This window comes from Rhizobacter sp. (assembly GCF_046595475.1).
Lineage (GTDB): Bacteria > Pseudomonadota > Gammaproteobacteria > Burkholderiales > Burkholderiaceae_C > Rhizobacter.
The window spans coordinates 45,788-66,598 of sequence record NZ_JBKJOQ010000006.1 but is presented as its reverse complement, the minus strand read 5'-3'; the positions used below and the strand labels follow the sequence as shown (position 1 = coordinate 66,598).

The following is a 20,811-nucleotide window of genomic DNA, read 5'->3' as shown; positions in this document are numbered from 1 at the left end:
GCGTAGCTTCAGCACGGCGTTGACAGGCCGTAGCTCGTGGCCACGCAGCTGTGACATATGGAGAGCGCCTTTGCTTTGGTTACTTTCATTTGGCGCGACAAATGAAAGTGACTCGCCTGCCGGGGCGACTACCCGGCGCCGACGGACAAGACAGGTAGAAACAACTACGCGAAGCGGCACAGGAACGAGCCTTCGATCCGCGAAGCGAACCCCATCCTGAGCTTGTCGAAGGGTCAGGCTAAGCGATGGGTGATACGCGAACAAGGAAATCAAACCCCAACAACAGCCTCAACGATCGCCCCAGGCGTCGTGATCCAAACCTCATCACGATGCGCAGCAATGTGCGCCAACGCCCGCCGCAAATGCCGCAGCCGATACGGCTGCCCCACGATGTAAGGGTGCAACGCAATCCCCATCACCAACGACTGCTGCTGAGACTGCATCAGCATCTCGTCGAACTGGTCGATGATCATCTGCGCGAAGTCTTTCGCGTCCATCTGCCGCCCCACGATCATCGGGATGTCGTTCAGCTCTTGCGGATAGGGCACGGCCCACAGCGGCCCGGCGCGGGTGTTCATCAGCACGGGCTGGTCGTCGTGGCACCAGTTGAGCGTGTAGCGAAATCCCGCTTCCTTCAGGAGGTCGGGCGTACAAACGCTCTCCGAAATCCAGGGCGACAACCAGCCCGCAGGCGCCTTGCCATGCGCCTGCTGCATGCTTTCACGGCAGTGCACGATCAAGGCGCGCTCTTCGGCCTCGGGCAACAGCCCCTGTCGCTCGGCATTGCTGTGGCCATGGCCGATCAGCTCGTCGCCACGCGCCACAAAGGCCTCGACCACCTCTGGGCAGTGCTTGTACAGCGCCGTGTTGATCAAGGCCCCGGTGGGCAAAGACAGCGCATCGAACAACTCCAGGCAGCGCCACACTCCCACGCGGTTGCCGTACTCGCGCCAGCTGTAATTCAGCACATCGGGCTGCGGCGACACTGGGGCGATGCCGGCGCCCAGGCCTTCGCCGAAAGCGAAGTGCTCGATGTTGAAGCCGATGTACACCGCCAGCCGCTTGTCGTTCGGCCAGCGCAGCGCCGGCCGGCGCGTGATGGCCGAGTAATCGAAACGGCCGTGGGACACGAGCGGGCCGCGCGTCATGCCGCGCCTCGGTCAGTCTTGAACACATCACGCAAGGGCGCCACCACGCGCACGGTGGGCTTCGACAGCGAGCGCTCGATCTCGTTCAGATGCTTTTTCATCTCGGTGCCAGCGGCCGTGCCCGTGCCGCCTTTGGCGATCACCTGCAGCAAGGTGCGGTGGCTGTGCGCCACGCACATGGGCTCACCGGGCGCCTTATAGAGCGCCATCAGGAGCGAGGTGGTGGGCAGCAGCTCTTCGAGCAGGCGCACGAAAATCGGGTTGCCGCTCATCTGCGCGAGCTTCAGATGAAACTCGCCCGAGAGCCGTATCGCTTCCTGCTTGTTCTGCGACTTGGTGGCCCGCGCTTCGGCCTCGACCACCTGCTTCAGCTCGGCCATCTGGGCCCCCGTCAGCTTGCCGACCAGGCGCCTGGCCACCTCGCACTCGACCACGCGGCGCGCGTCGAACACATGCTCACCGTCGCGGCGCGTGGGCTCGGGCACCTGGGCCCCGCGGTTGGGCCGCAAGATGATCACGCCGTCTTGCGCGAGCTTGTGCAGGGCCTGGCGCACGAGAGTGCGAGACACGGCAAAGGTCTCGGCCAGCTCTTCTTCTCGCAGGCGCGTGCCCGGCGCTAGCCGGTGGTCGATCACGGCGGCGTAGATGGCCTCATAGACGCGGTCGGCCGCCATCACAGGCGCGGCGACCTCGGGGGCGGGTGCTTTCTTGCGTGGAGGCATGCGGCATTGTCAGCCGGGTTCACTGCGGGCGAACGGGCTTGCGCTTGAGCAGCTTCATGAGCGCCAGCGTGCCGCCCATCACGGCAAACGACACAATCGTGGTCACGGTGCCTAGCGCATAGATGGCCGGCGTGGTGACGGTGCTGGTGAGGCCTTGCAGCTCCAGCGGCAGGGTGTTCACGTCGCCGATGGCTTGCGAGGTGCGCGCGATTTCGTCCCAGCTGAGCGTGAAGCCAAACATGCCCACGCCCACCAGGCTGGGCGCGATCAGCGGCAGCACCACGTAGCGGAAGCTCTGCCATGGTGTGGCGCCGAGGTCGGAGGCCGCCTCTTCATATGCCGGGTCAAAGCGGTTGAACACCGCCAGCATGATGAGCAGACCGAAAGGCAGCGTCCAGGTGAGGTGCGCGCCCAGCGCCGAGGTGTACAAGCCCATGGCCGTGCCATAGCCTTCGAGCCAGCCACCCAGGCCCACGCTTTCGAGCACGGTCTTGAACACCGTGTCGACGAGCCGGAACTGCAGACCTATGCCCAACGACACCACGATGGACGGCATGATCAGGCTGGCGACCGACGTATAGAACAACAACGCCGAGCCCGAGAACTTCTTGCGGAAGGCGAGGCCGGCCCCGAGCGCCAGCACCACGGTGAGCAACATCACCACAGTGCCCAGCGCCACTGAGCGGCGGAAGGCGGCCGCAATGTCGACCACGCCCATGCCTTCCCACAGCTTGCCGAACCAGTGCAGCGACGCGCCGCGCATCGGGAAGGTGAGGCCGCCCTCGGGGCCCTGGAAGCTCAGCACGAAAATGGTGAGCATGGGGCCGTAGAGAAAGACCACGAACAGCGCAAACACTGCGCCGAGCGCATAGAAGCTGAAGGGGCGCTTGCCTTCATTCATACGGCTTCCCACCTCCACCGTTCGGGCTGAGCTTGTCGAAGCCAGCCCTTAGGGCAACGCTGAACAAGTCCCTCGCGAACGGCGCATCCTCGCTTTGGGCGTCCTGCGGCGTTGCAAATGCTCGCGATACCTGCGGGTATCGCTACGCTTTGCGCCTTGCAGTCCATCCCAAACCGAGGCGCGCCGCCTCGCGGGGACTTATTCAGCGTCGCCTTAGACAAGCTCAGGGCGAACGGAAAACTTCTCATCTCACAGCTCCTTGCGGATGTCCACCAGGCGGGTCAGCCCCCAGATCATCATCAGCGTGATGATCAGCAGGATCACCGCATTGGCCGCGGCCATGGGGAACTGCAGGTACGAGGTTTGCACCTGAATGATCTTGCCCACTGAGGCGATCTGCTGCCCGCCCATCACGCCTATGGTGACGAAGTCACCCATCACGATGGTGATGACGAAGATCGAGCCGATGATGATGCCGGTGCGACAGAGCGGCACCACCACGTTCCACACTGTCTGCCAGCCAGAGGCACCGGAGTCTCTCGCCGCTTCGATGAGCGCCCGGTCTATGCGCATCATCGAGTTGAAGATGGGCACGATCATGAACATGGTGTACAGGTGCACGAAGGCCAGCACCACCGAGAAGTGGCTGAACAGCAGCCACTCGATAGGCGTGTCGATGATGTTGGCGCCTATCAATGCCTGGTTGATCACGCCGTTGCGCCCCAGCAGCGGCACCCACGAGATCATGCGGATGACGTTGGACGTCCAGAAGGGCACGGTGCACACGATGAAGAGCAGCGTCTGCGCCCCCACCGAGCGCACATGGAAGGCGAGGAAGTAGGCCACCGCGAAGCCGATCAGCAGCGTGAACAGCCAGACGAGAAAGCAGAACTTCAGCGTCGAGAGGTAGGTCTTGAAGGTGGTGCACAACTCGCCCGTGTTCGAGCAGCCGTTGAACACGTCGATGTAGTTCTGCGCCGTGAAGGCCGGGATCAACTCGTAGTCGGTGGCCCGCCAGAAGCTCACGGCCGCCACCAGCAGCAACGGCAGCACGAGAAAGAGCACGAAGACCAACGTGAACGGGGTGGCTTGCAGCCACGCGCCGAGACGGTAGGTCTTGGATGTGCTCATGTGTGTCGTGTGTATGGCGCTCAGAGAAACCCGCTCAATCAACCTGTCATGCGAGCAAAGCAAGCGCAGCGACGCGCCCATCGAGCAACGCCCGCGGAACCGGCTTTGCCGGGCCGCCAGGCGGCGCCCCTTGGGGGCCGAGCCCGGACACAAACAGTCCAGCGGACTGTTTGTGTCTGGCGAGGAGCCGGGCCACTGGCCCGGCGCGGCCTGCAAGGCGGCAGCGAAGCGACTGGGGGGCCAACATCACGCTGCTACGAATTCGTTCCATTTTTGAACCATGTACGCGTTTTCGTCCATGATCGCGTTCCAGCAGGCGATGCCGCCCATGCGGCTCTCGTAGCTGCCACCGTCGCGCACGCTGCCGGCCTTGGCCAGCAAGTCGCCATTGGGTGACTTGATGTCTTGTGTGGCCGCCTTGCCTTCCATCCAATAGGCCCACTCGTAGGCTTCCATCTTGGCCTTGGCGGTCTCCAGCACGGCGCTGTAGTAGCCCTGCCGGTTCAGGTAGGCACCCGCCCAGCCGTCGAGGAACCAGTTGATGAACTCGTAGACGCCGTCGGCCTTTTTTCCGGTGACGCTCTTGGGCACACCGAAGCCGGCCGCCCAGGCGCGGTAGCCTTCTTTCAACGGCTGGAAGGTGCAGGCAATGCCCTTGGTGCGCACGGCGGTCACGGCCGGCGACCACATCGACTGGATCACCACCTCGCCCGAGGCCATCAGGTTCACGCTCTCGTTGAAGTCTTTCCACAACGCGCGAAACTGGCCCGCCTTCTTGGCCTCGATCAGGGTCTTGATCGTGAGGTCGATTTCCTTCTTGGTCATGTTGCCCTTGTCAGGGTACTTGTAGAGGCCCGCAGCCTCGACCACCATGGCGGCGTCCATGATGCCGATGGAGGGAATGTTGAGAATGGCCGCCTTGCCCTTGAACTCGGGGTTGAGCAGCTCTTTCCATGATTCGATCGGGCGCTTGATCAGGTCGGGGCGTATGCCCAGCGTGTCGGCGTTGTAGACGGTGGGGATCAGCGTCATGAACTGCGTGGGCGTGGCCGAGAAGGTCTTCGAGTCGGGCTTGTCCAGGTACATCACCTTCTTGGGCGCGGTGCCTTGGTCGCCTATCTTCTTGCCCGCCACTTCACCCTTGGTGAAGAGCGAGGTGATCTTGTCGGCGTTCTTGATGCGCTTGGTGTCTATGCCCAGCAGGTTGCCTGTGGGGATGATCTTCTTGAGCGAGAAATATTCGGTGTCGATCAGGTCGAAGCTGTTGGGCGCTGTGACGGCACGCTTGGTCACGTCGTCGGTCGTGACCGGTATGTACTGGATGGTGATGCCGGTGTCGGCCTTGAACTTCTCGGCGATGGCCTTGTCTTGGTTGACCGCGGTGCCAAGGTAACGCAGCGTGATCTTTTCTTGCGCGTGCACGAAAGGGAAACCCATCACACCGCCTGCGGCCGCAACGCCTTTGATCAGGGTGCGTCGTGTGGTGTTGATGAGAGCGGTTTTGTCTTGGCTGTCAAGCAGGGGTCTTCTCCTTGAGGGGCGTGGGATGGTTTATGCGGCCAGTGCGTGCGCGGCACTGGGCAGCCACGACACGTAGACGGTTTCGCCGGGCTGCAGCGGCGACGCGTCGAACGCAGAATCGGCCACCGTGGCCGTCCATTGCGCGTCGGCGGCTTCGCCGTGTGGCGCGAGGCTGATTTGCACATAGGTACCTTGGTACTCGACGGCCTTCACCGCCGCGGCGCGTGCATCGCCTTGCGACTGGCGTTGCAGCTGCATGCGGTCGGAGCGCACGGCGATAGGCCCGCCGCCAGAGGCGATCACGTTGTGCGCGCCCATGAACTTGGCCACGAACTCGGAGCGCGGCGCGTTGAACACCTCACGCGGCGAGCCCGTTTGCTCGATGCGGCCATTGCTCATCACCACCACCTGATCGGCCAGGGCCATGGCTTCTTCTTGCGAATGGGTGACGTGCACAAAAGTGAAGCCCAGCTCTTGCTGCCAGCGCTTGAGCTCGGCGCGCATCTGCACGCGCAAGAAGGGGTCTAGCGCCGACAGCGGCTCGTCGAGCAGCAGCACGCGTGGCTCGGTCATCAGGGCACGGGCCAGGGCCACGCGCTGCTGCTGGCCGCCCGACAGCTCGCTGGGCAGGCGTGCCAGGAAGGGCGCCATGGCCACCAGTTGCAGAAGCTCCTTGGCGCGGGCATGGCGCTCGGCGACGGCCTTGCCGCGCATCTTCCAGCTGAAAGCCACGTTGTCTAGCACCGAGAGGTGCGGAAACAGTGCGTAGCTCTGGAACATCATGGCTGTGCCGCGGTCGGCCGCTGCGCTGTGGGTGATGTACTTGCCGCCCAGCAATATCTGCCCCTCGCTCGCCAGCTCGTGGCCGGCAATCATGCGCAGCGTGGAGGTCTTGCCGCAACCCGAAGGGCCGAGCAGGCAGCAGTAGCTGCCCGAGGGAATGGTGAGGTTGATTCCATCGACGGCCACGGTGTGGCCATAGCGTTTGACGAGCGAAGTCAGAACCAGGGTCGAATCGACTTTCATGCCACGGCCTGTATGCAATGCATGTGCCAGCGCTTTTCCGCCCTGAGCGCACATCTTTGGGGCAAAAGCCGCCGAAAAGCTGGGCGTACGAATTGCTCGAAAGCCCATTGGCCACCCTGTTTTGTATACAAAACGGTGCATCGCCACAAAAGGAGCACCCATGAAGATTCGTGTCATCAACCCCAACACCAGCGTGTCAATGACAGCCAAAATCGGTGAAGCCGCCGCCGCGGCAGCGGCCGCAGGCACGCGCATCGAGGCGGTGCAACCCAGCTTCGGTGCCCCGTCCATCGAAGGGCACCACGACGACGTGTGGGCCGCGGCCGGGGTGGCCGAACAAGTGCGTGCCGGCGAGACCACGGGGGCTGACGCCTACGTCATTGCCTGCTTCGGTGACCCCGGCTTGCACGCCGCACGCGAGCTGGCGCGCGGGCCGGTGATCGGCGTCGCCGAAGCGGCGTTTCATGTGGCATCACTGCTCGCCACCGGCTTCTCGGTGGTGACCACGCTCACGCGCACCCGCGTGATCGCCGAGCACCTGGTGCTGCAGTACGGCTTCGAGCGACGTTGCCGCGGCATCCATGGCACCGACATCGCGGTGCTGGCGCTGGACGACCCGGCGAGCGATGCCTATGCGCGCATTCTTGAGTGCTCGCGCGCGGCCTTGGCGCGTGACCGGTCGGGGGCGATCGTGTTGGGGTGCGCGGGGATGGCGGATCTTTGCTTGCGCTTGCAGAAGGAGCTGGGGGTGCCCGTCGTCGACGGGGTGGCTGCGGCCGTGAAGCTGGCGGAGGGCTTGGTCAGCCTGGGGCTGGGGACGAGCAAGCTGGGGGACTATGCAGCGCCGTTGCCGAAAGTCTATGCAGGGCTGGCCGCGCCTTACTCGCCCCCATAAGCCTCACCAGCCCGTGTGAGCAAAGCGACGCGCCCATCGAGCAACGCCCGCGGAAGCGGATTGCGGGCCGCCAGGCGGCGCCCCTCTCGGGGGCTGAGCGCGATAGCGACTGGGGGGCCAACAACCTACTCCCACGGCAGCATCAAGGTGACCATCAACAACTTTTCGAACTCGGGCTCGAAGCGGTCGATGATTTTCTGCGGGTCTGGGCACAAGCGCGCATCGGTGATCAAGCCGAACTGCACGCCACCGGCATAGCTCAAGATCGACACGCCCACTCCGATCTCGCCCGACTGCGGCACCCAGAACATGGTCTGCCGCAGCGTCGAGCCGCACAGCTTCAGTGGCACCGCCGGCCCCGGCACGTTGGTCATCACCGCCGTGGTCTTCTTGGCGAACAGGTTGAGCAGCGCATCCTGCATGGGCTTGATGAGCAAGCCCGCCACTGCCAGAACAGCAAACGCCAAGAGAGGCTGATAGCTCCCCTTCAGCTCCGCCATGCGCGCGCGCACTGCGAACACCCGCTCCACCGGGTTGACGATGCCAATGGGCAGCACCAGCGGCACCAGGCCAAACTGGTTGCCCAGCTTGTAGGCCTTCTCCAGCGGCCGCAGGTTCACCGGCACCATGGCGCGTATCTCCTGGCCGGTGGTGTCATCGCCCAGCTCGCGCAGGTAGCCGCCAATGGCCCCCGCCACGCAGGCCAGCAGCACGTCGTTGATCGAGCAGCCCAGCGCCTTGCCGATGGCCTTCACGCCATCAAGTGGCAAGGGCTCGCCCCAGGCCACACGCTTGGCGCCTATGGGCTTGCCCTTGAGCCGCGTGGGTGAGTCGTCGGGCATGAGCAGCATGGCGCCGGCGTCTGAAATCACCTGGTAGCCCACGCGCGCCGCGTCGATCGAGCCCTGCAGCGGCTGCTGCGGCTCGGCCAGCAGCTTCATCGACTTGGCCACGCCGCTGCCGTACAGGCCAATCGCCTTGATGGTCACATCGGTGAGCGGTTTCATCACCGCATCGGTCAGCCAGTCAGACTCTTCGCTTTCGGCCTTGCGTCTGCGCGGCGGCGGCTCGGCACCACCATCGGTGATGGATAGCATCACCGAGATGAGCGCAATGCCGTCGGCAATGCAGTGGTGCACGCGCGCGATCATGGCGCTGCCGCCTTCGTAGTCTTCGACCAGCTGAAACTGCCACAGTGGGCGCATGCGGTCTAGCGGCGTCATCGACAGCTCGCCCACCCGCGCCTGCAACGCCGCGCGCTCACTCTGGCCCGGCAGGCGCACCAGCTTCTCGCGGCGCACGTGGTGGTGCACGTCGAAATCGGCGTCTTCAACCCAGTTGGAGCCCATGGCGTCGTCAACCACCTTCTGCTTGAAGCGGCCGTACTTGAGCAGCTTGCTTTCCACGCGCTCGCACAACGCCTCGTAGCGTATGCGCGGCTCGATGAGCCACACGCCGACGATCGTCATCAGGTTGACGTCGTTGTCCATGCGCAGCCAGGCGGTGTCTACCCGCGACATGCGTTCTGCGGCTTGTGCCATTTCCGAGTTCCTTCCCTAGATACTCAACGCAAGATGCTGGGTAACATGCGCCCCGTCAATGCCGACTTTCACCCACAACGGAGACTGAACCATGGCCGACCTCAAAGCCCAGTTCGAACAGGCAGTTGTTGATTCGAAGAAGCTGCCCGAGAAGCCCGACAACATGACCCTGCTGCAGCTCTATGCGCTGTACAAGCAAGGCAGTGCGGGCGATTTGGACACCAAGCGCCCTGGCTTCACCGACATGGTGGAGCGCGCCAAGTGGGACGCGTGGAACACGATGAAGGGCAAGTCGAAGGAAGAGGCGATGCAGAGTTACATCGACTTGATCGAGTCCTTGAAAGAGGGCTGAGCTACTTCTTTTTCGGCGCGACCTTCTTGGCCGCCTTGCCGCTCTTGGCCAGCAGCGCATCGAGGTTCTTCTCGATCTCGCTCTCGATGGTCTTGCTGAAGGCGCCCAGCAAAAAGCCGAGCTTGGCGTTCAGGTCGAAATGATCGGCAGCCACCACCAAGGTGCCGCTCACCCCGCTGCGGGTGAACTCCACCGTGTCGGTGGTCTTGCCCTCGACCACCGTGCATTCCATGTCGAACTTCTTCTCGGCGTGCTCGGCCCATTCCCAGGCGACCTTACGCGCTTTCTCGAGGCCGAGGTGATGCTCACGGTGGATGTGAATGTCAGGCATGTTCTTGTCTTTCGTGATCAGGGGCCGAGTGTCGCGCGGCGCTCTGCTGGCGGCAAGGCGGCGATGCGTTTGACCTCGGCATAGAAGCGCGCAAAGTCGCTGCCCTCGCGTTCAAACAATCGCTGGAACTGCGGCACCCACTCGTTGTACGCGGCCAGCACGCCCATCGATGCGTTGTTGGCGTGTGCAAACCACAGGTCGTAGCCCGCATAGCCCTGCCACGGCCCGGCTTTCAGCGCTGCGTGCTCGGCCCGCAAGCGGGCAAAGCGGGCGACCTTGGCGGCACGTTTGGCGTCGTCGCTGAGCGTGGTGTTGCGGTAGAGCGCGTCGAGATCGGCGCGGGCCGACAAGGTAATGCGGCGGAAATCTTGCCGTCGCGATTCAAGCGCCTCGTACTCGGCCCGCGCCTCGGCGCCCGCGTGCTGCGCCAGCCAACGCTGCCCGCCGATGCGCTCGACCGCGGTGGCAAACGATTCGTTGAATGTGGTGTCGCCATTGGCATAGGCCACCTGGTGCGCCAGCTCGTGGAAGATCAAGCGCGCCAACTCGCCCTCGGACCAGCGCACGAAGGTGTTGAGCAGCGGGTCGCTGAAGTAGTCGCCCGGTAGTTTGCCCAGCGTCGAATAGGCCGGAATGGCTTGCACCGTGGCCTCGAAGCCCTGGCCCCGCACTTCAGCCGCCAAGGCCTCGGCGTCAGCGCGGTCGTAGTAGCCGCGGTAGCCGACGCAACCCACCACCGGGAAGCACCAGGTCTTGAGCGTGAGGCTCAGCTCGGGCGCGGCCACCACATTCCACACCGCGGCGTTGCGGCCCAGGTCGGCGTAGCGGCGGTAGCTGGCGTTGTCGGGCAGCTTCAGCTCGCTCACGGCGTAGTCGCGCATGCGCTGGCTCAGCGCCAGGCGCTCGCGCAGGGCTTGCGGTGTGGTGTCGTCGGCCAGCCACTCAGGCACGGGCTTGGCCTTGTTGAGCAAGGAGAAGTGGCCGCCGGCCGCCTGCGCGTAGTAGCCCAAGCTGCTGCAACCGCTGGTGAAGCACACCGTGCCCAGGGCCAGCGCCACCACCCCCATCACGCTGGCAAACGACATCAGCAGCCAGCGCTTCAAACCGCGCGCACGTCGACCAGGCAGTCGTAGAACGACGGCCCGCGGCCGATGTCGGTCAGCTGCTGGTGGGTGACTTCGTTGACGTTGCTGCCGCCCACGCCGAGCTTGCGCCACCACACGCCCAGGCCGTTGACCACGCCGGGCCGCGCGCGCGGACTCACAGAGAGCTTGCAGCGGTATTCGCCGCGCTGGTTGAACACGCGCACCATCTCGCCGCCGTGCAGGCCGCGTGGCGCGGCGTCGCTCTCGTGCATCTCGATCAAGGGCTCGCCTTCGATGTCGCGCAGGCTCTTCACGTTGACGAAGGTGGAGTTCAAGAAGTTGCGCGCCGGCGGGGAGATCATGGCCAGCGGGTAAGTACGCGCGAGCTCGGGCGACGATTGCCCCGACTCGTAGTTGGGCACATGGTCGGGCACGCCCAGGCCGGGCGCATCGATCATGCATTGGCCGTTGGGCGTGGGAAATCCACCGTCCGCAAACGGCGCTTCCGGCAGCGGCAGCTTCACCCAGCCGTGCTCGCGCAGCGCGTCGAAGCTCACGCTCTTGGTGAAAGCGGCGCGCGCCATGGTTTCGTCGCTCTCGCTGAAGCAAGGCTCGGTGTAACCCATGCGCGCCGCCAGCTCGCGAAAGATCTGGGTGTTGGGCTTGGCCTCGCCCACGGGCGCAATGGCCTGCTCATTGAGCATGGCGTAGGTGTGGCCGTAGCTGGTGTGCACGTCCAGGTGCTCCAGCTGCGTGGTGGCGGGCAGCACGTAGTCAGCCAGGTCGGCGGTGTCGGTCATGAAGTGTTCGAGCACCACGGTGAAGAGGTCTTCTCTGGCGAAACCCTTCACCACCTTGGGCGACTCAGGCGCCACCGCCACCGGGTTGCTGTTGTAGACCACCAGCGCCTCGATCTTCGGGCCGAAGGCAGCCGAGCTTTCGCGCAGCAGGTCATCGCCTATGGTCACCATGTTGATGGTGCGCGGCTGGCGACCCGCCAGCAGCTCGGGTCGCTGCAAGGCCACGGCGTCTCTCGGGAACCACCCCGAAGCCGACAACAACAGCCCGCCCGCCGGGTGGCGCCAAGCGCCGATGAGGCAGGGCAGGATGGCGATCAGCCGCACCGCATTGCCGCCGCCACGCACACGCTGCATGCCGTAGTTGAGGCGTATGGCCGCGGGCTTGGTGAGCGCGTAGTCGCGTGCGAGTTGGCGCACTTCGTCGGCGGTGATGCCGCAGGTCTCGGCGGTGCGCTCGGCCGTCCACGCCAACGCGCGTTCGCGCAGCTGGGGCCAGCCGTGGGTGTGCCGCTCGATGTAGTCGTGGTCCAGCCAGTCGTTGTTGATCAGCTCGCGCATCAGGCCCAGCGCCAGCGCGCCATCGGTGCCCGGCAGCAGCGCAATGTGCTGGTGGCATTTGTCGGCTGTCTCGGTCTTGCGCGGGTCTATGCAGATCAGCTTGGCGCCTTCGCGCTTGGCCTTTTGCGCAAAGGTCCAGAAATGCAGATTCGAGGCAATCGAGTTGCTGCCCCAGATGACGATCAGCTTGCTCTGGGCGTAGTGTTCCAGGTGCATGCCCACCTTGCCGCCGTAAGTGGCGGCCAGCGCCTCGGCGCCGGCCGACGAGCAGATGGTGCGGTCGAGCAGCGACGCGCCCAGTTTGTGAAAAAAGCGTCGGTCCATGCTCTCGCCCTGCAGCAAGCCCATGGTGCCGGCGTAGCTGTAAGGCACGACCGCCTCGGGGTCGCGCGACGCGATCTCGGCCAGGCGCGCAGCGATGTCGGCCAGCGCTTCACCCCAGCTCACGCGAACGAACTGTCCGCTGCCTTTGGGGCCGCTGCGCTTCATCGGGTGCAGCACACGCTCGGCGTGGTACGTGCGTTCGGTGTAGCGCGAAACCTTGGTGCACAGCGCACCGTGGGTCGGCGGGTGATTCGGGTCGCCCTGCACCCGAATCGCGCGGCCGTCTTCCACGGTGACGCGCATGGCGCAGGTGTCGGGGCAGTCGTGCGGGCAGGCCGCGCGGACGGTGATGCTGGTCATGCAGAACTATTGCACAGGGGCCCGATTTGATAGGCTGCAGGGCTTCGATCCAGACACCTAGGGTTTACGCTTAGTTTCATCCTGAGCGCTCCCCGCCATGCACCTCTTTTCTTACCTTTTTCCCCTGTGAAACGCCGCCAACTGATTCAGCACCTGACCGCCACAAGCGCCGCACTCGCCCTGCCTTCTTTCGCTCAATCGGAGCGCCGCATTGTCATCGGCCAATCGGCAGCTTTGAGTGGCCCGGCCGCCCAGTTGAGCATCCAGATGAACAAGGGTGCAGAGGTGTATTTCGACGCGCTGAACGCCGCGGGCGGCGTGAATGGCAGCACTCTTGATCTGCGCACGCTGGACGACGGCTACGCGCCCGACCGCACCGAAGACGGCAAAGTTCGCCGCTGAGCGAATACCATGGAGCATCCACCACCGGGGCTCTCGTGAATCGACGCAAACTACTTCGACTCGGTACCGCCCTCGCGCCCGCCTTTCTCGCAAGGCCCAGCTTCGGGCAGTCCAACCGCAAGATCGTGCTGGGTCAATCGGCCGCGTTCTCTGGGCCAGCCAGTGCGATCGGTGAGCGCTTCAAAGAGGGCGCGCTGCTCGTATTCGATCAGCTCAACGCACGCGGTGGGGTGAACGGGCGAACGATTGAGCTGCAAAGCATCGACGATGGCTACGAGCCCGAGCGTTGCGCCGAGAACACTCGCAAGCTGCTGAGCGCCGACGTCTTTGCCCTGTTTGGCTACATCGGCACACCCACCAGCCTGGCGGCATTGCCGCTGATCACGGCAGCCAAGGTGCCCTTTTTCGCACCGTTCACCGGCGCTGAAGCACTGCGCACGCCGTTCAATCGCAACGTGTTCCATGTGCGCGCTTCGTACTTCGATGAGACGGCAGAAATCGTCAAGCAACTCACCTCCGTGGGCATCAAGCGCATCGGCGTTTTCTACCAGAATGACAGCTACGGCAAGGCCGGCCTCGACGGCGTCACCCGGGCCTTGACGGCGCTGAGCCTGAAGCCGGTGGGCCTGGGCACGGTCGAGCGCAACACCGTGACAGTGGACGCGGCCGTGCAGGCCATCCTGGCCGAAAAGCCCGATGCGATCGTGCAGATCAGTGCCTATAAGTCCTGCGCCGCCTTCGTGCGCGCGGCGCGCAAGGGCGGCTTCACCGGCACCTTCTACAACGTTTCGTTTGTCGGCACCCAGGCCCTGGCGGCCGAGCTCGGCGCCGACGCCCGCGGCGTGGTCGTGAGCCAGGTAATGCCCTTGCCGTTCAGCGCCACCACGGCACTGGCCGGCGACTACCTCGCGGCGGGCAAGGCCTCGGGCGGAAAATTCGAACCCAACTACGGCGGCATCGAAGGCTACGTGGCCGCGCGCGCCCTCGCCGAAGGCCTGCGCCGCGCCGGCGGCAACTCTACGCCTGAGCAACTGATCGTCGCGCTCGAATCAATGCACGACTTCAACCTGGGCGGCTTCTTTATCGACTTCAAGGCACAGAAGCACACCGGCTCCAAATTCGTTGACCTCACCATCCTGACCGCCGACGGACACGTGCGCCATTGAGGCACGTGAAGTAGCTGCTGATTGACGCCCGCGAGTAAACTGCCTCGGCCTCATCGGGCCGCGCTGCGCCAAGCAAGCAGCGGCCACCCCGCCGGAGCCATGCCATGCAGTTGATCGAATCCATCCTGGCCGATACCGCCGCCGTCACGGCGATCCGCCGCGACATCCATGCCCACCCCGAGTTGTGCTTTGAAGAGAAGCGCACCTCTGATGTGATCGCCAAGGCGCTCACCGACTGGGGCATACCCATACACCGCGGCCTGGGTACCACTGGCGTAGTGGGCATCGTCAAGGGCACGCGCGGCAACTCCCCTCGCGCCGTCGGCCTGCGTGCCGACATCGATGCCCTGCCCATCACCGAGCACAACACCTTCGCCCACGCCAGCCAGCACGCGGGCCGCATGCATGCGTGCGGGCACGACGGCCACACCGCCATGCTGCTGGCCGCAGCCAAGCATTTCTCCAACGCGAAAAATCGCGATTTCGACGGCACCGTCTACCTGATCTTCCAGCCCGCCGAAGAGGGCGGCGGAGGCGCACGCGAGATGATCAAAGACGGCATCTTCAAACTCTTCCCCATGGAAGCGGTGTTCGGTGCGCACAACTGGCCCGGCATGCAGGTGGGCCAGTTCGCGCTGAAAAACGGACCCTGCTTCGCATCGAGCAACGAGTTCAAGGTCGTCATTCGCGGCAAGGGCTCGCACGCTGCCATGCCCGACCTGGGCACCGACCCCGTGCCGATTGCGGCGCAGATGATCCTCGGCTTCCAGACCATCGTGTCGCGCAACAAGAAACCCATAGACCCCGGTGTGATTTCGGTCACCATGGTGCACGCCGGCGAGGCGACCAACGTCGTTCCTGACAGCTGCGTGATCGAAGGCACGGTGCGCACTTTCACGCTGGAGCTGCTAGACCTCTTCGAGGCGCGCATGAAAGAAATGGCCGAGCACACCTGCGCCGCCTTCGGTGCGGCTTGCGAGTTTGAGTTCGTGCGCAACTACCCGCCCACCATCAACCACCCCGCCGAGACCGAGTTCACGCGCAGGGTGATGGCCGACGTGGTGGGCGCTGAAAACGTGCAAGAGTTCGAGCCCACCATGGGCGCCGAAGATTTCAGCTACTTCCTGCTCGAAAAGCCCGGCTGCTACTTCTTGATCGGCAACGGCGACGGCAGCCACCGCGTGGGCGGCCACGGCATGGGGCCGTGCATGCTGCACAACCCAAGCTACGACTTCAACGACGAGCTGATTCCGCTGGGCGCCACGCTGTGGGTGCAGCTGGCGCAGAAGTGGCTGGCTGAGCCGCGCCGCTGAAGCGCCCCATGCTCGGCTTGGGCGATGAGACCAGCGCCTGCTTCGCGCAGACCTACGCCGCAGCGCGCGAAAAGTTTCTCACTGCCGCCGAATCGGCGCACCTCGACGTGCAAAGCCAGGTGCACCCGATGCGTGGCCGCGATGGCGAAGTGCTGGCCCTCGACGTGGTGCGCGACGGCCCGGCCGACGTCAAGCGCGTGCTGCTGATCAGCAGCGGCTGCCACGGCGTCGAAGGCTTTTGCGGCTCGGGCATTCAGGTCGCGCTTCTGAACGATGCGGCCTGGCGGGCCCAGGCGAGCGAAGCGGGCGTCGCTGTCGTCTACCTGCATGCGTTGAACCCCTATGGCTTCTCGTGGTGGCGCCGCACCACACATGAGAACGTCGACCTGAATCGCAACTTTCAAGACTTTCACCAGCCACTGCCCGCCAACCCGGGATACGACGAGATCGCCCCGCTGGTGGTGCCGCCCACCTGGCCACCGCGCTGGCGTGACCGCTGGGGCATTCTGTCTTTCGTGCTGCGGCGAGGCGTGCGCGCCCTGCAGGCGGCGGTGTCGGGGGGGCAGTACGCGCACCCGCAAGGCCTGTTCTTCGGGGGGCACGGCCCGAGCTGGAGCCAGGTCGCGCTGCGCCAGGCGCTGCGCGAGCACGGCGGCCGCGCCGAGCGCCTGGCCTGGATAGACCTGCACACCGGCCTCGGCCCCAGCGGCCAAGGCGAGCGCATCTTTGCCGGCCGCAAGGATGCACAAGCCGTGGCCCGCGCACGCGCGTGGTGGGGGCCGAAGATCACCTCGATCTACGACGGCAGCTCCAGCTCGGCACCGATCACCGGCATGATGTGGAGCGCCGTCCACGATGAATGCCCGCAGGCCGAGTACACCGGCATCGCGCTCGAGTACGGCACACAGCCGCTCCACAAGACGCTGCACGCATTGCGCGCCGACCAGTGGTTGGAAAACCACCCCGAGCACCTGGCCACACGCGGCGCGCTGATCAAGCTGCAGCTGCGCGATGCCTTCTACACCGACACCGAAGACTGGAAGCTGCGAGTGGTGGCCCAGGCACGCGAAGCCGCCCTTCAGGGTGTAGCCGGGCTCAGCTCAAAATCTGTCTGAAACTGATCGTTTCTCGTCGTGTATTGTCGCGACGGTGCTGCTCCTTGCACCTATCGTTCAGGCCTACACCACACCCGAGGAACGACATGCTCGAACTGCGCCCCAGCTGCGAACACTGCCAGCGGCTGCTTCCACCCGAGGCCCCCGACGCGATGATCTGCAGCTTCGAATGCACCTTCTGCAGCGGCTGCGTGAGCAGCCTGCTCGGCAACGTGTGCCCCAACTGCGGCGGCGGGTTCAGCGCGCGGCCGGTACGCCCGGCACACAACTGGAAGGGCGACAACTGGCTCGGCAAATACCCGGCGCGCGCAGAGCCCAAGCACCGCCCGGTCGATGCCCAGGCGCATGCCGCTTTTGCCGCCACCATTCGCAACACCGCGCCAGAAAGCCGTTGACATGAACACCGCCCTCATCCTCATCGACGTGCAGCAATCGTTTCGCCACAGCCCTTACTGGAGCGACCGCGAGCTGCCGGCTTTTCTCTCGCAAACAAGCGCCTTGGTCGACGGCTGCGTGAGCCGCGGCGTGCCCATCGTGCGCATCTTGCATGTGGACGGCGACAAGGCCTTCTCGCTGGCCTCGGGCCATGTGCGGCCACTTGACGGTCTGGCCGACTTCCACGCCACCGCCGAGTTTCACAAGCACCGCCACAGCGCACTGGTGGGCACCGGGCTCACGGTGTGGCTGCACCAGAACCGCATCAGCCGCCTCATCGTCGCGGGCATACGCACCGAGCAGTGCTGCGAGACGACCACGCGTCACGCAAGCGATGAAGGCTTTGAGGTCGACTACGTGCCAGAGGCCACGCTCACCTTCGACATGTTGCACCTGGATGGCTCGACGCTGGCAAGCCGCGACATCGTGGCCCGCACCGCCGCCGTGCTGAGCGGCCGCTTCGCCACCATCTGCAGCGTGGAGCAAGCGCTTGAGCGCGCGCAAAGCCGCTGAGATCGCCCCGACGACGATCGATGTGCTGATCGTCGTGCCGCCGCGCACCTTGCTGCTCGACGTGGCCGGCCCCGCCGAAGCTTTTCGCCTGGCCAACCAGCAACTGGAGCGCACCGGCGCAGCACCTCGCTTCCACCTGCGCTTTACCAGCCCAAGAGCCGAGGTGGAAAGCTCGGTGGGCCTGCACCTTGCGGGCCTGGAGCCTTTGCCCAGCGCGCTTTCGCGGCCCACCTGGCTGCTGCTGGTGGGCCAGCACAGCGACACGCTGAAGCAGCCCGATGCCGCCACGCGCGAGACGCTCGCCTGGCTGCGCCGCGACATGCAGCCGGCGCTGAAGGCCGACCTGCAGCACCGCCTGGTCACCGTGTGTTCCGGCACGCTGATGGCCGCGCGGGCGGGCCTGCTTGGCACCCGGCGCTGCACCACGCACCACGACTACCTCGATCACTTGCGTCAGCTGGCGCCGCAGGCCCAGGTGGTAGACAACCGCGTGTTCGTGGTCGACGGTGCTGTGGCGTCAAGCGCGGGCGTCACCGCCGGCATCGACCTGACGCTGCACCTCATCGGCCAGGTGTGTGGCGACGCGCTGGCCGCGGCCACCGCCAAGACCATGGTGGTCTACCTGCGCCGCACACCCAACGACCCCGAGCTGTCGCCCATGCTGGCGCACCGCCACCACCTGCACCCGGCGCTGCACCGTGCGCAAGACGCGGTGTGCGAGCAGCCTGGCGAAGCCTGGACGCTGGAAACACTGGCGGCCGCCGCACACGTCACGAGCCGCCACCTGTTGCGCTTGTTTGCCGACCATGCGGCGGTGTCACCAATGACGTATGTGGAGAAGATTCGGCTGGAGCGTGCGCGCCAAGCGCTGACGCACGGCGCCAGCGTCACACGAGCGGCGGAGGCGGCGGGGTTTGCGTCAGACCTGCAGCTGAGGCGGGCATGGGGGCGGCATCTCAGCGGCACACCGCGCAGTGCGCGCAGTGGCCAAGCCTGACCCGATCAGGCGCTCTTGCGGTTCTCGCGCACGCTACCCAACCAACTGCCCCGCACCAGATTTACATTCGCCGCCAGCTGATCGCGCACGCGCACGATGCTTTGCGGCTCACTCAAGAGCCGCATGCGGTCGACCGCGCTCAGGCGCTCGGTGTCCTGGTGGACCAGCAAACCACGCACCATCAGCCGGCGCGCCTTGCCGCGGCTGCCCCAGCTTGTGTTGCGTGGGCCCATGGCGGCGCGCACCACCTCGAACAGCCAAGGGTCTGTGAGCGCATCTCGCCATTCCAGAGCCGGCTTGGCGCGGCGCGCATGCGCCCAGGCACGGCGCAGCACCGGGGGTGCGCTTTGCTCCTCGGGCGTGAGCAGCAGGCGGTTGGCGAGCAGCCGCTGGCCCAGGGCCGAGCGGCTGGTGAGCACGGCGAGCGGCACGGCCAGCAAGAGTGGCATGCCCATGGGCATCAGCCACAGCACGGCCTGGGGGTGCAGCCACAACATCAGCACGGCAATGCTGGCCACCGCTGCGCTCGTCAACCCGAAGTGGCTGACGGCGTGTCCCCAGCCGATGTCGCTCGCTTCACGCGGGGGCGACTTCCAGTCGAGCTTCAGGCCGGTGAGCGCCACCACCACGAAGAGCGTGTGCGCCATCATGCGCACCGGTGCCTGAAGCACCGACAGGCCACCTTCGAGCAAGGCCCCACGGACCAGCGCCGACGTGCCACCGTATCGGCGCTGCTGGCCGGTCATCACGATGGCGGCCACGCCCATCACGCGCGGCATGGCGAGCATGAGCACCGTGGCCGCCCACAGGCCGGCAATCTCAAGCGGCACGGCTTGGTGGCCACCGGCCATCGCCGGGCTGCCCAGCATCCACAAGGCGGCACCCAGCAGCACCGACAGCAGCCACAGCGGCGCCGACAGGTAGGCCAGTGCGCCAGTGAACAGCATGGCGCGGTGCACGCCGTGCAGGCCGGGCTCGGCCATGAGGCGCGCGTTTTGCAAGTTGCCCTGGCACCAGCGGCGGTCGCGCTGCAGCTCTTCGAGCAAATTGGGCGGCTGCTGCTCGTAGCTGCCGTGCAGGTCGTGCACCAGCCACACGTGATAGCCGGCACGGCGCATCAGCGCGGCTTCGACGAAGTCGTGCGAGAGCAGCACGCCGCTCAGGCCGCCGTGGCCGCGCAGCGGCGCCAATGCGCAATGCTTCATGAAAGGCTCGACGCGAATGATGGCGTTGTGGCCCCAGTAGTGCGACTCGCCGAGTTGCCAGTACTGCATGCCGGCGGTAAACAACCGCCCGGCCACGCGCCCGGCAAACTGCTGCGAGCGGGCGTGCACGGTGTCGAGCCCGCAGGCCTGTGGCGCGGTTTGCAAGATGCCCGCCGTGGGGTTGACTTCCATCAGGCGCACGAGCTTGACCATGCAGTCGCCGCTCATCACGCTGTCGGCATCGAGCACGATCATGTAGCGGTAGTTGCGGCCGAAGCGGCGGCAAAAGTCGGCCACGTTGCCGGCCTTGCGTTTGGTGCGGCGCTGGCGCCAACGGTAGTAGATGCGCCCCGCCGAGCCGCACTCGTGGCGCAGCTCGGCCCATGCTGCCAGCTCGGCGGCGCGGATTTCGGGGTCGCTGGTGTCCGACAGCACGTAGACGTCAAACAAACGCGAGGCACCGGTGGCGGCAAGCGACTCGCACGTTGCACGCAAGCCGGCAAAAACCGTGGACACCTGCTCGTTGCAGATGGGCATGATGATCGCGGTGCGGGCACCGACGTGTATGGGCTCGTGGCCCACGCTCGCGGCCGACATGGCGTGCGGGTCACCGCGCCACAGCACCCAAAAGCCCATCATGGCGGTGAAAAACCCGGCCGAGACCCAGGCGAAAAGCAGTCCGTAGAGCGCAATTTGCACCGTGCGCAGCCAGCCGGCTTCAAAGGCCGGCAGCAGCTTGGCCAGCAAGGCCGTGGCCCCGGCGGCCGACAGCGCCACCAGCGCAAGCAGCACGCGGCGGCGTGTGGTCGCGGCGCGCTCCCACGCTTGCGGCTCGCCCTGCACTTCAGCGCGCCAGGGCTTGCGCCGGCCGAGCATCACATCGCCCAGGCTGCGCAGGAAACCCCGCCACGGCACGGCGATCATCGAGCCACGGTTCAGGGGCGGTGTGCTGGGGCCGGGCATGAAAGCA

General features: G+C 65.4%; 20 protein-coding genes. 9 read left to right on the top strand and 11 right to left on the bottom strand.

Going from position 1 to position 20,811, the window contains the following annotated elements; genetic code table 11:
* Nucleotides 1-269: 269 nt before the first annotated feature.
* The 6 genes from AC30QB_RS01290 to AC30QB_RS01265 all read right to left on the bottom strand — a co-directional run bounded on the left by AC30QB_RS01290 (nt 270) and on the right by AC30QB_RS01265 (nt 6,449).
* Nucleotides 270-1,148: a polysaccharide deacetylase family protein gene (locus tag AC30QB_RS01290; RefSeq protein WP_489544371.1), complete on the bottom strand. Its 879-nt coding sequence runs from the start codon at nt 1,146-1,148 to the stop codon at nt 270-272.
* Nucleotides 1,145-1,870 carry a GntR family transcriptional regulator gene (locus tag AC30QB_RS01285; protein ID WP_489544370.1) on the bottom strand — a complete coding sequence of 242 codons (726 nt, stop codon included), beginning with the start codon at nt 1,868-1,870 and terminating at the stop codon, nt 1,145-1,147. Before AC30QB_RS01285 ends, AC30QB_RS01290 begins: the two co-directional genes overlap by 4 nt.
* Before the next feature lie 19 nt (nt 1,871-1,889).
* A complete protein-coding gene (locus tag AC30QB_RS01280) occupies nt 1,890-2,771 on the bottom strand; it encodes an ABC transporter permease (protein WP_489544369.1) in 882 nt (293 codons plus the stop codon).
* A 249-nt stretch (nt 2,772-3,020) separates the two neighbouring features.
* Nucleotides 3,021-3,902: an ABC transporter permease gene (locus AC30QB_RS01275; RefSeq protein ID WP_489544368.1), complete on the bottom strand. Its 882-nt coding sequence runs from the start codon at nt 3,900-3,902 to the stop codon at nt 3,021-3,023.
* A 246-nt stretch (nt 3,903-4,148) separates the two neighbouring features.
* On the bottom strand, nt 4,149-5,393 hold the full coding sequence (locus AC30QB_RS01270; protein ID WP_489544374.1) for an ABC transporter substrate-binding protein: 1,245 nt from the start codon (nt 5,391-5,393) through the stop codon (nt 4,149-4,151).
* 60 nt (nt 5,394-5,453) lie between these two features.
* Nucleotides 5,454-6,449 (bottom strand): ABC transporter ATP-binding protein, encoded by a 996-nt coding sequence (locus tag AC30QB_RS01265; protein WP_489544367.1) that lies wholly within the window; start codon nt 6,447-6,449, stop codon nt 5,454-5,456.
* 160 nt (nt 6,450-6,609) lie between these two features.
* On the opposite strand from AC30QB_RS01265, the gene AC30QB_RS01260 reads away from it, so the two are divergent.
* Entirely contained in the window at nt 6,610-7,344 is a 735-nt protein-coding gene (locus AC30QB_RS01260) for an aspartate/glutamate racemase family protein (protein WP_489544366.1), read from the top strand.
* A gap of 125 nt (nt 7,345-7,469) precedes the next feature.
* Here AC30QB_RS01260 and AC30QB_RS01255 read toward each other — a convergent pair whose 3' ends face one another.
* Nucleotides 7,470-8,885: a wax ester/triacylglycerol synthase family O-acyltransferase gene (locus AC30QB_RS01255; protein WP_489544365.1), complete on the bottom strand. Its 1,416-nt coding sequence runs from the start codon at nt 8,883-8,885 to the stop codon at nt 7,470-7,472.
* 91 nt (nt 8,886-8,976) lie between these two features.
* Here AC30QB_RS01255 and AC30QB_RS01250 point away from each other — a divergent pair, with 91 nt between their 5' ends.
* On the top strand, nt 8,977-9,237 hold the full coding sequence (locus AC30QB_RS01250; RefSeq protein WP_489544364.1) for an acyl-CoA-binding protein: 261 nt from the start codon (nt 8,977-8,979) through the stop codon (nt 9,235-9,237).
* 1 nt (nt 9,238) lies between these two features.
* On the opposite strand, the gene AC30QB_RS01245 is transcribed toward AC30QB_RS01250, so the two are convergent.
* Genes AC30QB_RS01245 through AC30QB_RS01235 form a run of 3 tightly spaced genes read right to left on the bottom strand, consistent with a single transcriptional unit; the run spans nt 9,239 to nt 12,695 of the window.
* Nucleotides 9,239-9,568, bottom strand: a complete 330-nt coding sequence (locus AC30QB_RS01245; RefSeq protein ID WP_489544363.1) for a polyhydroxyalkanoic acid system family protein — start codon at nt 9,566-9,568, stop codon at nt 9,239-9,241.
* Between the two features lie 17 nt (nt 9,569-9,585).
* Nucleotides 9,586-10,635 (bottom strand): aminopeptidase, encoded by a 1,050-nt coding sequence (locus tag AC30QB_RS01240; protein WP_489544373.1) that lies wholly within the window; start codon nt 10,633-10,635, stop codon nt 9,586-9,588.
* A gap of 32 nt (nt 10,636-10,667) precedes the next feature.
* Nucleotides 10,668-12,695: a molybdopterin-containing oxidoreductase family protein gene (locus AC30QB_RS01235; protein ID WP_489544362.1), complete on the bottom strand. Its 2,028-nt coding sequence runs from the start codon at nt 12,693-12,695 to the stop codon at nt 10,668-10,670.
* Between the two features lie 126 nt (nt 12,696-12,821).
* Here AC30QB_RS01235 and AC30QB_RS01230 point away from each other — a divergent pair, with 126 nt between their 5' ends.
* The 7 genes from AC30QB_RS01230 to AC30QB_RS01200 all read left to right on the top strand — a co-directional run bounded on the left by AC30QB_RS01230 (nt 12,822) and on the right by AC30QB_RS01200 (nt 18,636).
* Nucleotides 12,822-13,097 (top strand): ABC transporter substrate-binding protein, encoded by a 276-nt coding sequence (locus tag AC30QB_RS01230; RefSeq protein ID WP_489544361.1) that lies wholly within the window; start codon nt 12,822-12,824, stop codon nt 13,095-13,097.
* Nucleotides 13,098-13,132: 35 nt separating this feature from the next.
* The gene (locus tag AC30QB_RS01225) at nt 13,133-14,263 is read left to right on the top strand and encodes an ABC transporter substrate-binding protein (protein WP_489544360.1); all 1,131 of its coding nucleotides are present in this window, start codon (nt 13,133-13,135) and stop codon (nt 14,261-14,263) included.
* A gap of 104 nt (nt 14,264-14,367) precedes the next feature.
* A complete protein-coding gene (locus AC30QB_RS01220; protein WP_489544359.1) occupies nt 14,368-15,576 on the top strand; it encodes a M20 aminoacylase family protein in 1,209 nt (402 codons plus the stop codon).
* Between the two features lie 8 nt (nt 15,577-15,584).
* Nucleotides 15,585-16,691: a M14 family metallopeptidase gene (locus AC30QB_RS01215; protein ID WP_489544358.1), complete on the top strand. Its 1,107-nt coding sequence runs from the start codon at nt 15,585-15,587 to the stop codon at nt 16,689-16,691.
* An 86-nt stretch (nt 16,692-16,777) separates the two neighbouring features.
* Complete coding sequence (locus AC30QB_RS01210) at nt 16,778-17,086, top strand: DUF1272 domain-containing protein (protein ID WP_489544357.1); 309 nt, start codon at nt 16,778-16,780, stop codon at nt 17,084-17,086.
* Between the two features lies 1 nt (nt 17,087).
* Nucleotides 17,088-17,639, top strand: a complete 552-nt coding sequence (locus AC30QB_RS01205; RefSeq protein ID WP_489544356.1) for a cysteine hydrolase family protein — start codon at nt 17,088-17,090, stop codon at nt 17,637-17,639.
* Nucleotides 17,617-18,636 carry a GlxA family transcriptional regulator gene (locus AC30QB_RS01200; RefSeq protein WP_489544355.1) on the top strand — a complete coding sequence of 340 codons (1,020 nt, stop codon included), beginning with the start codon at nt 17,617-17,619 and terminating at the stop codon, nt 18,634-18,636. The genes AC30QB_RS01205 and AC30QB_RS01200 overlap by 23 nt, the downstream gene beginning before the upstream one ends.
* Before the next feature lie 5 nt (nt 18,637-18,641).
* Here AC30QB_RS01200 and mdoH read toward each other — a convergent pair whose 3' ends face one another.
* A complete protein-coding gene (gene mdoH, locus AC30QB_RS01195) occupies nt 18,642-20,804 on the bottom strand; it encodes a glucans biosynthesis glucosyltransferase MdoH (protein WP_489544354.1) in 2,163 nt (720 codons plus the stop codon).
* Nucleotides 20,805-20,811 lie beyond the last annotated feature (7 nt).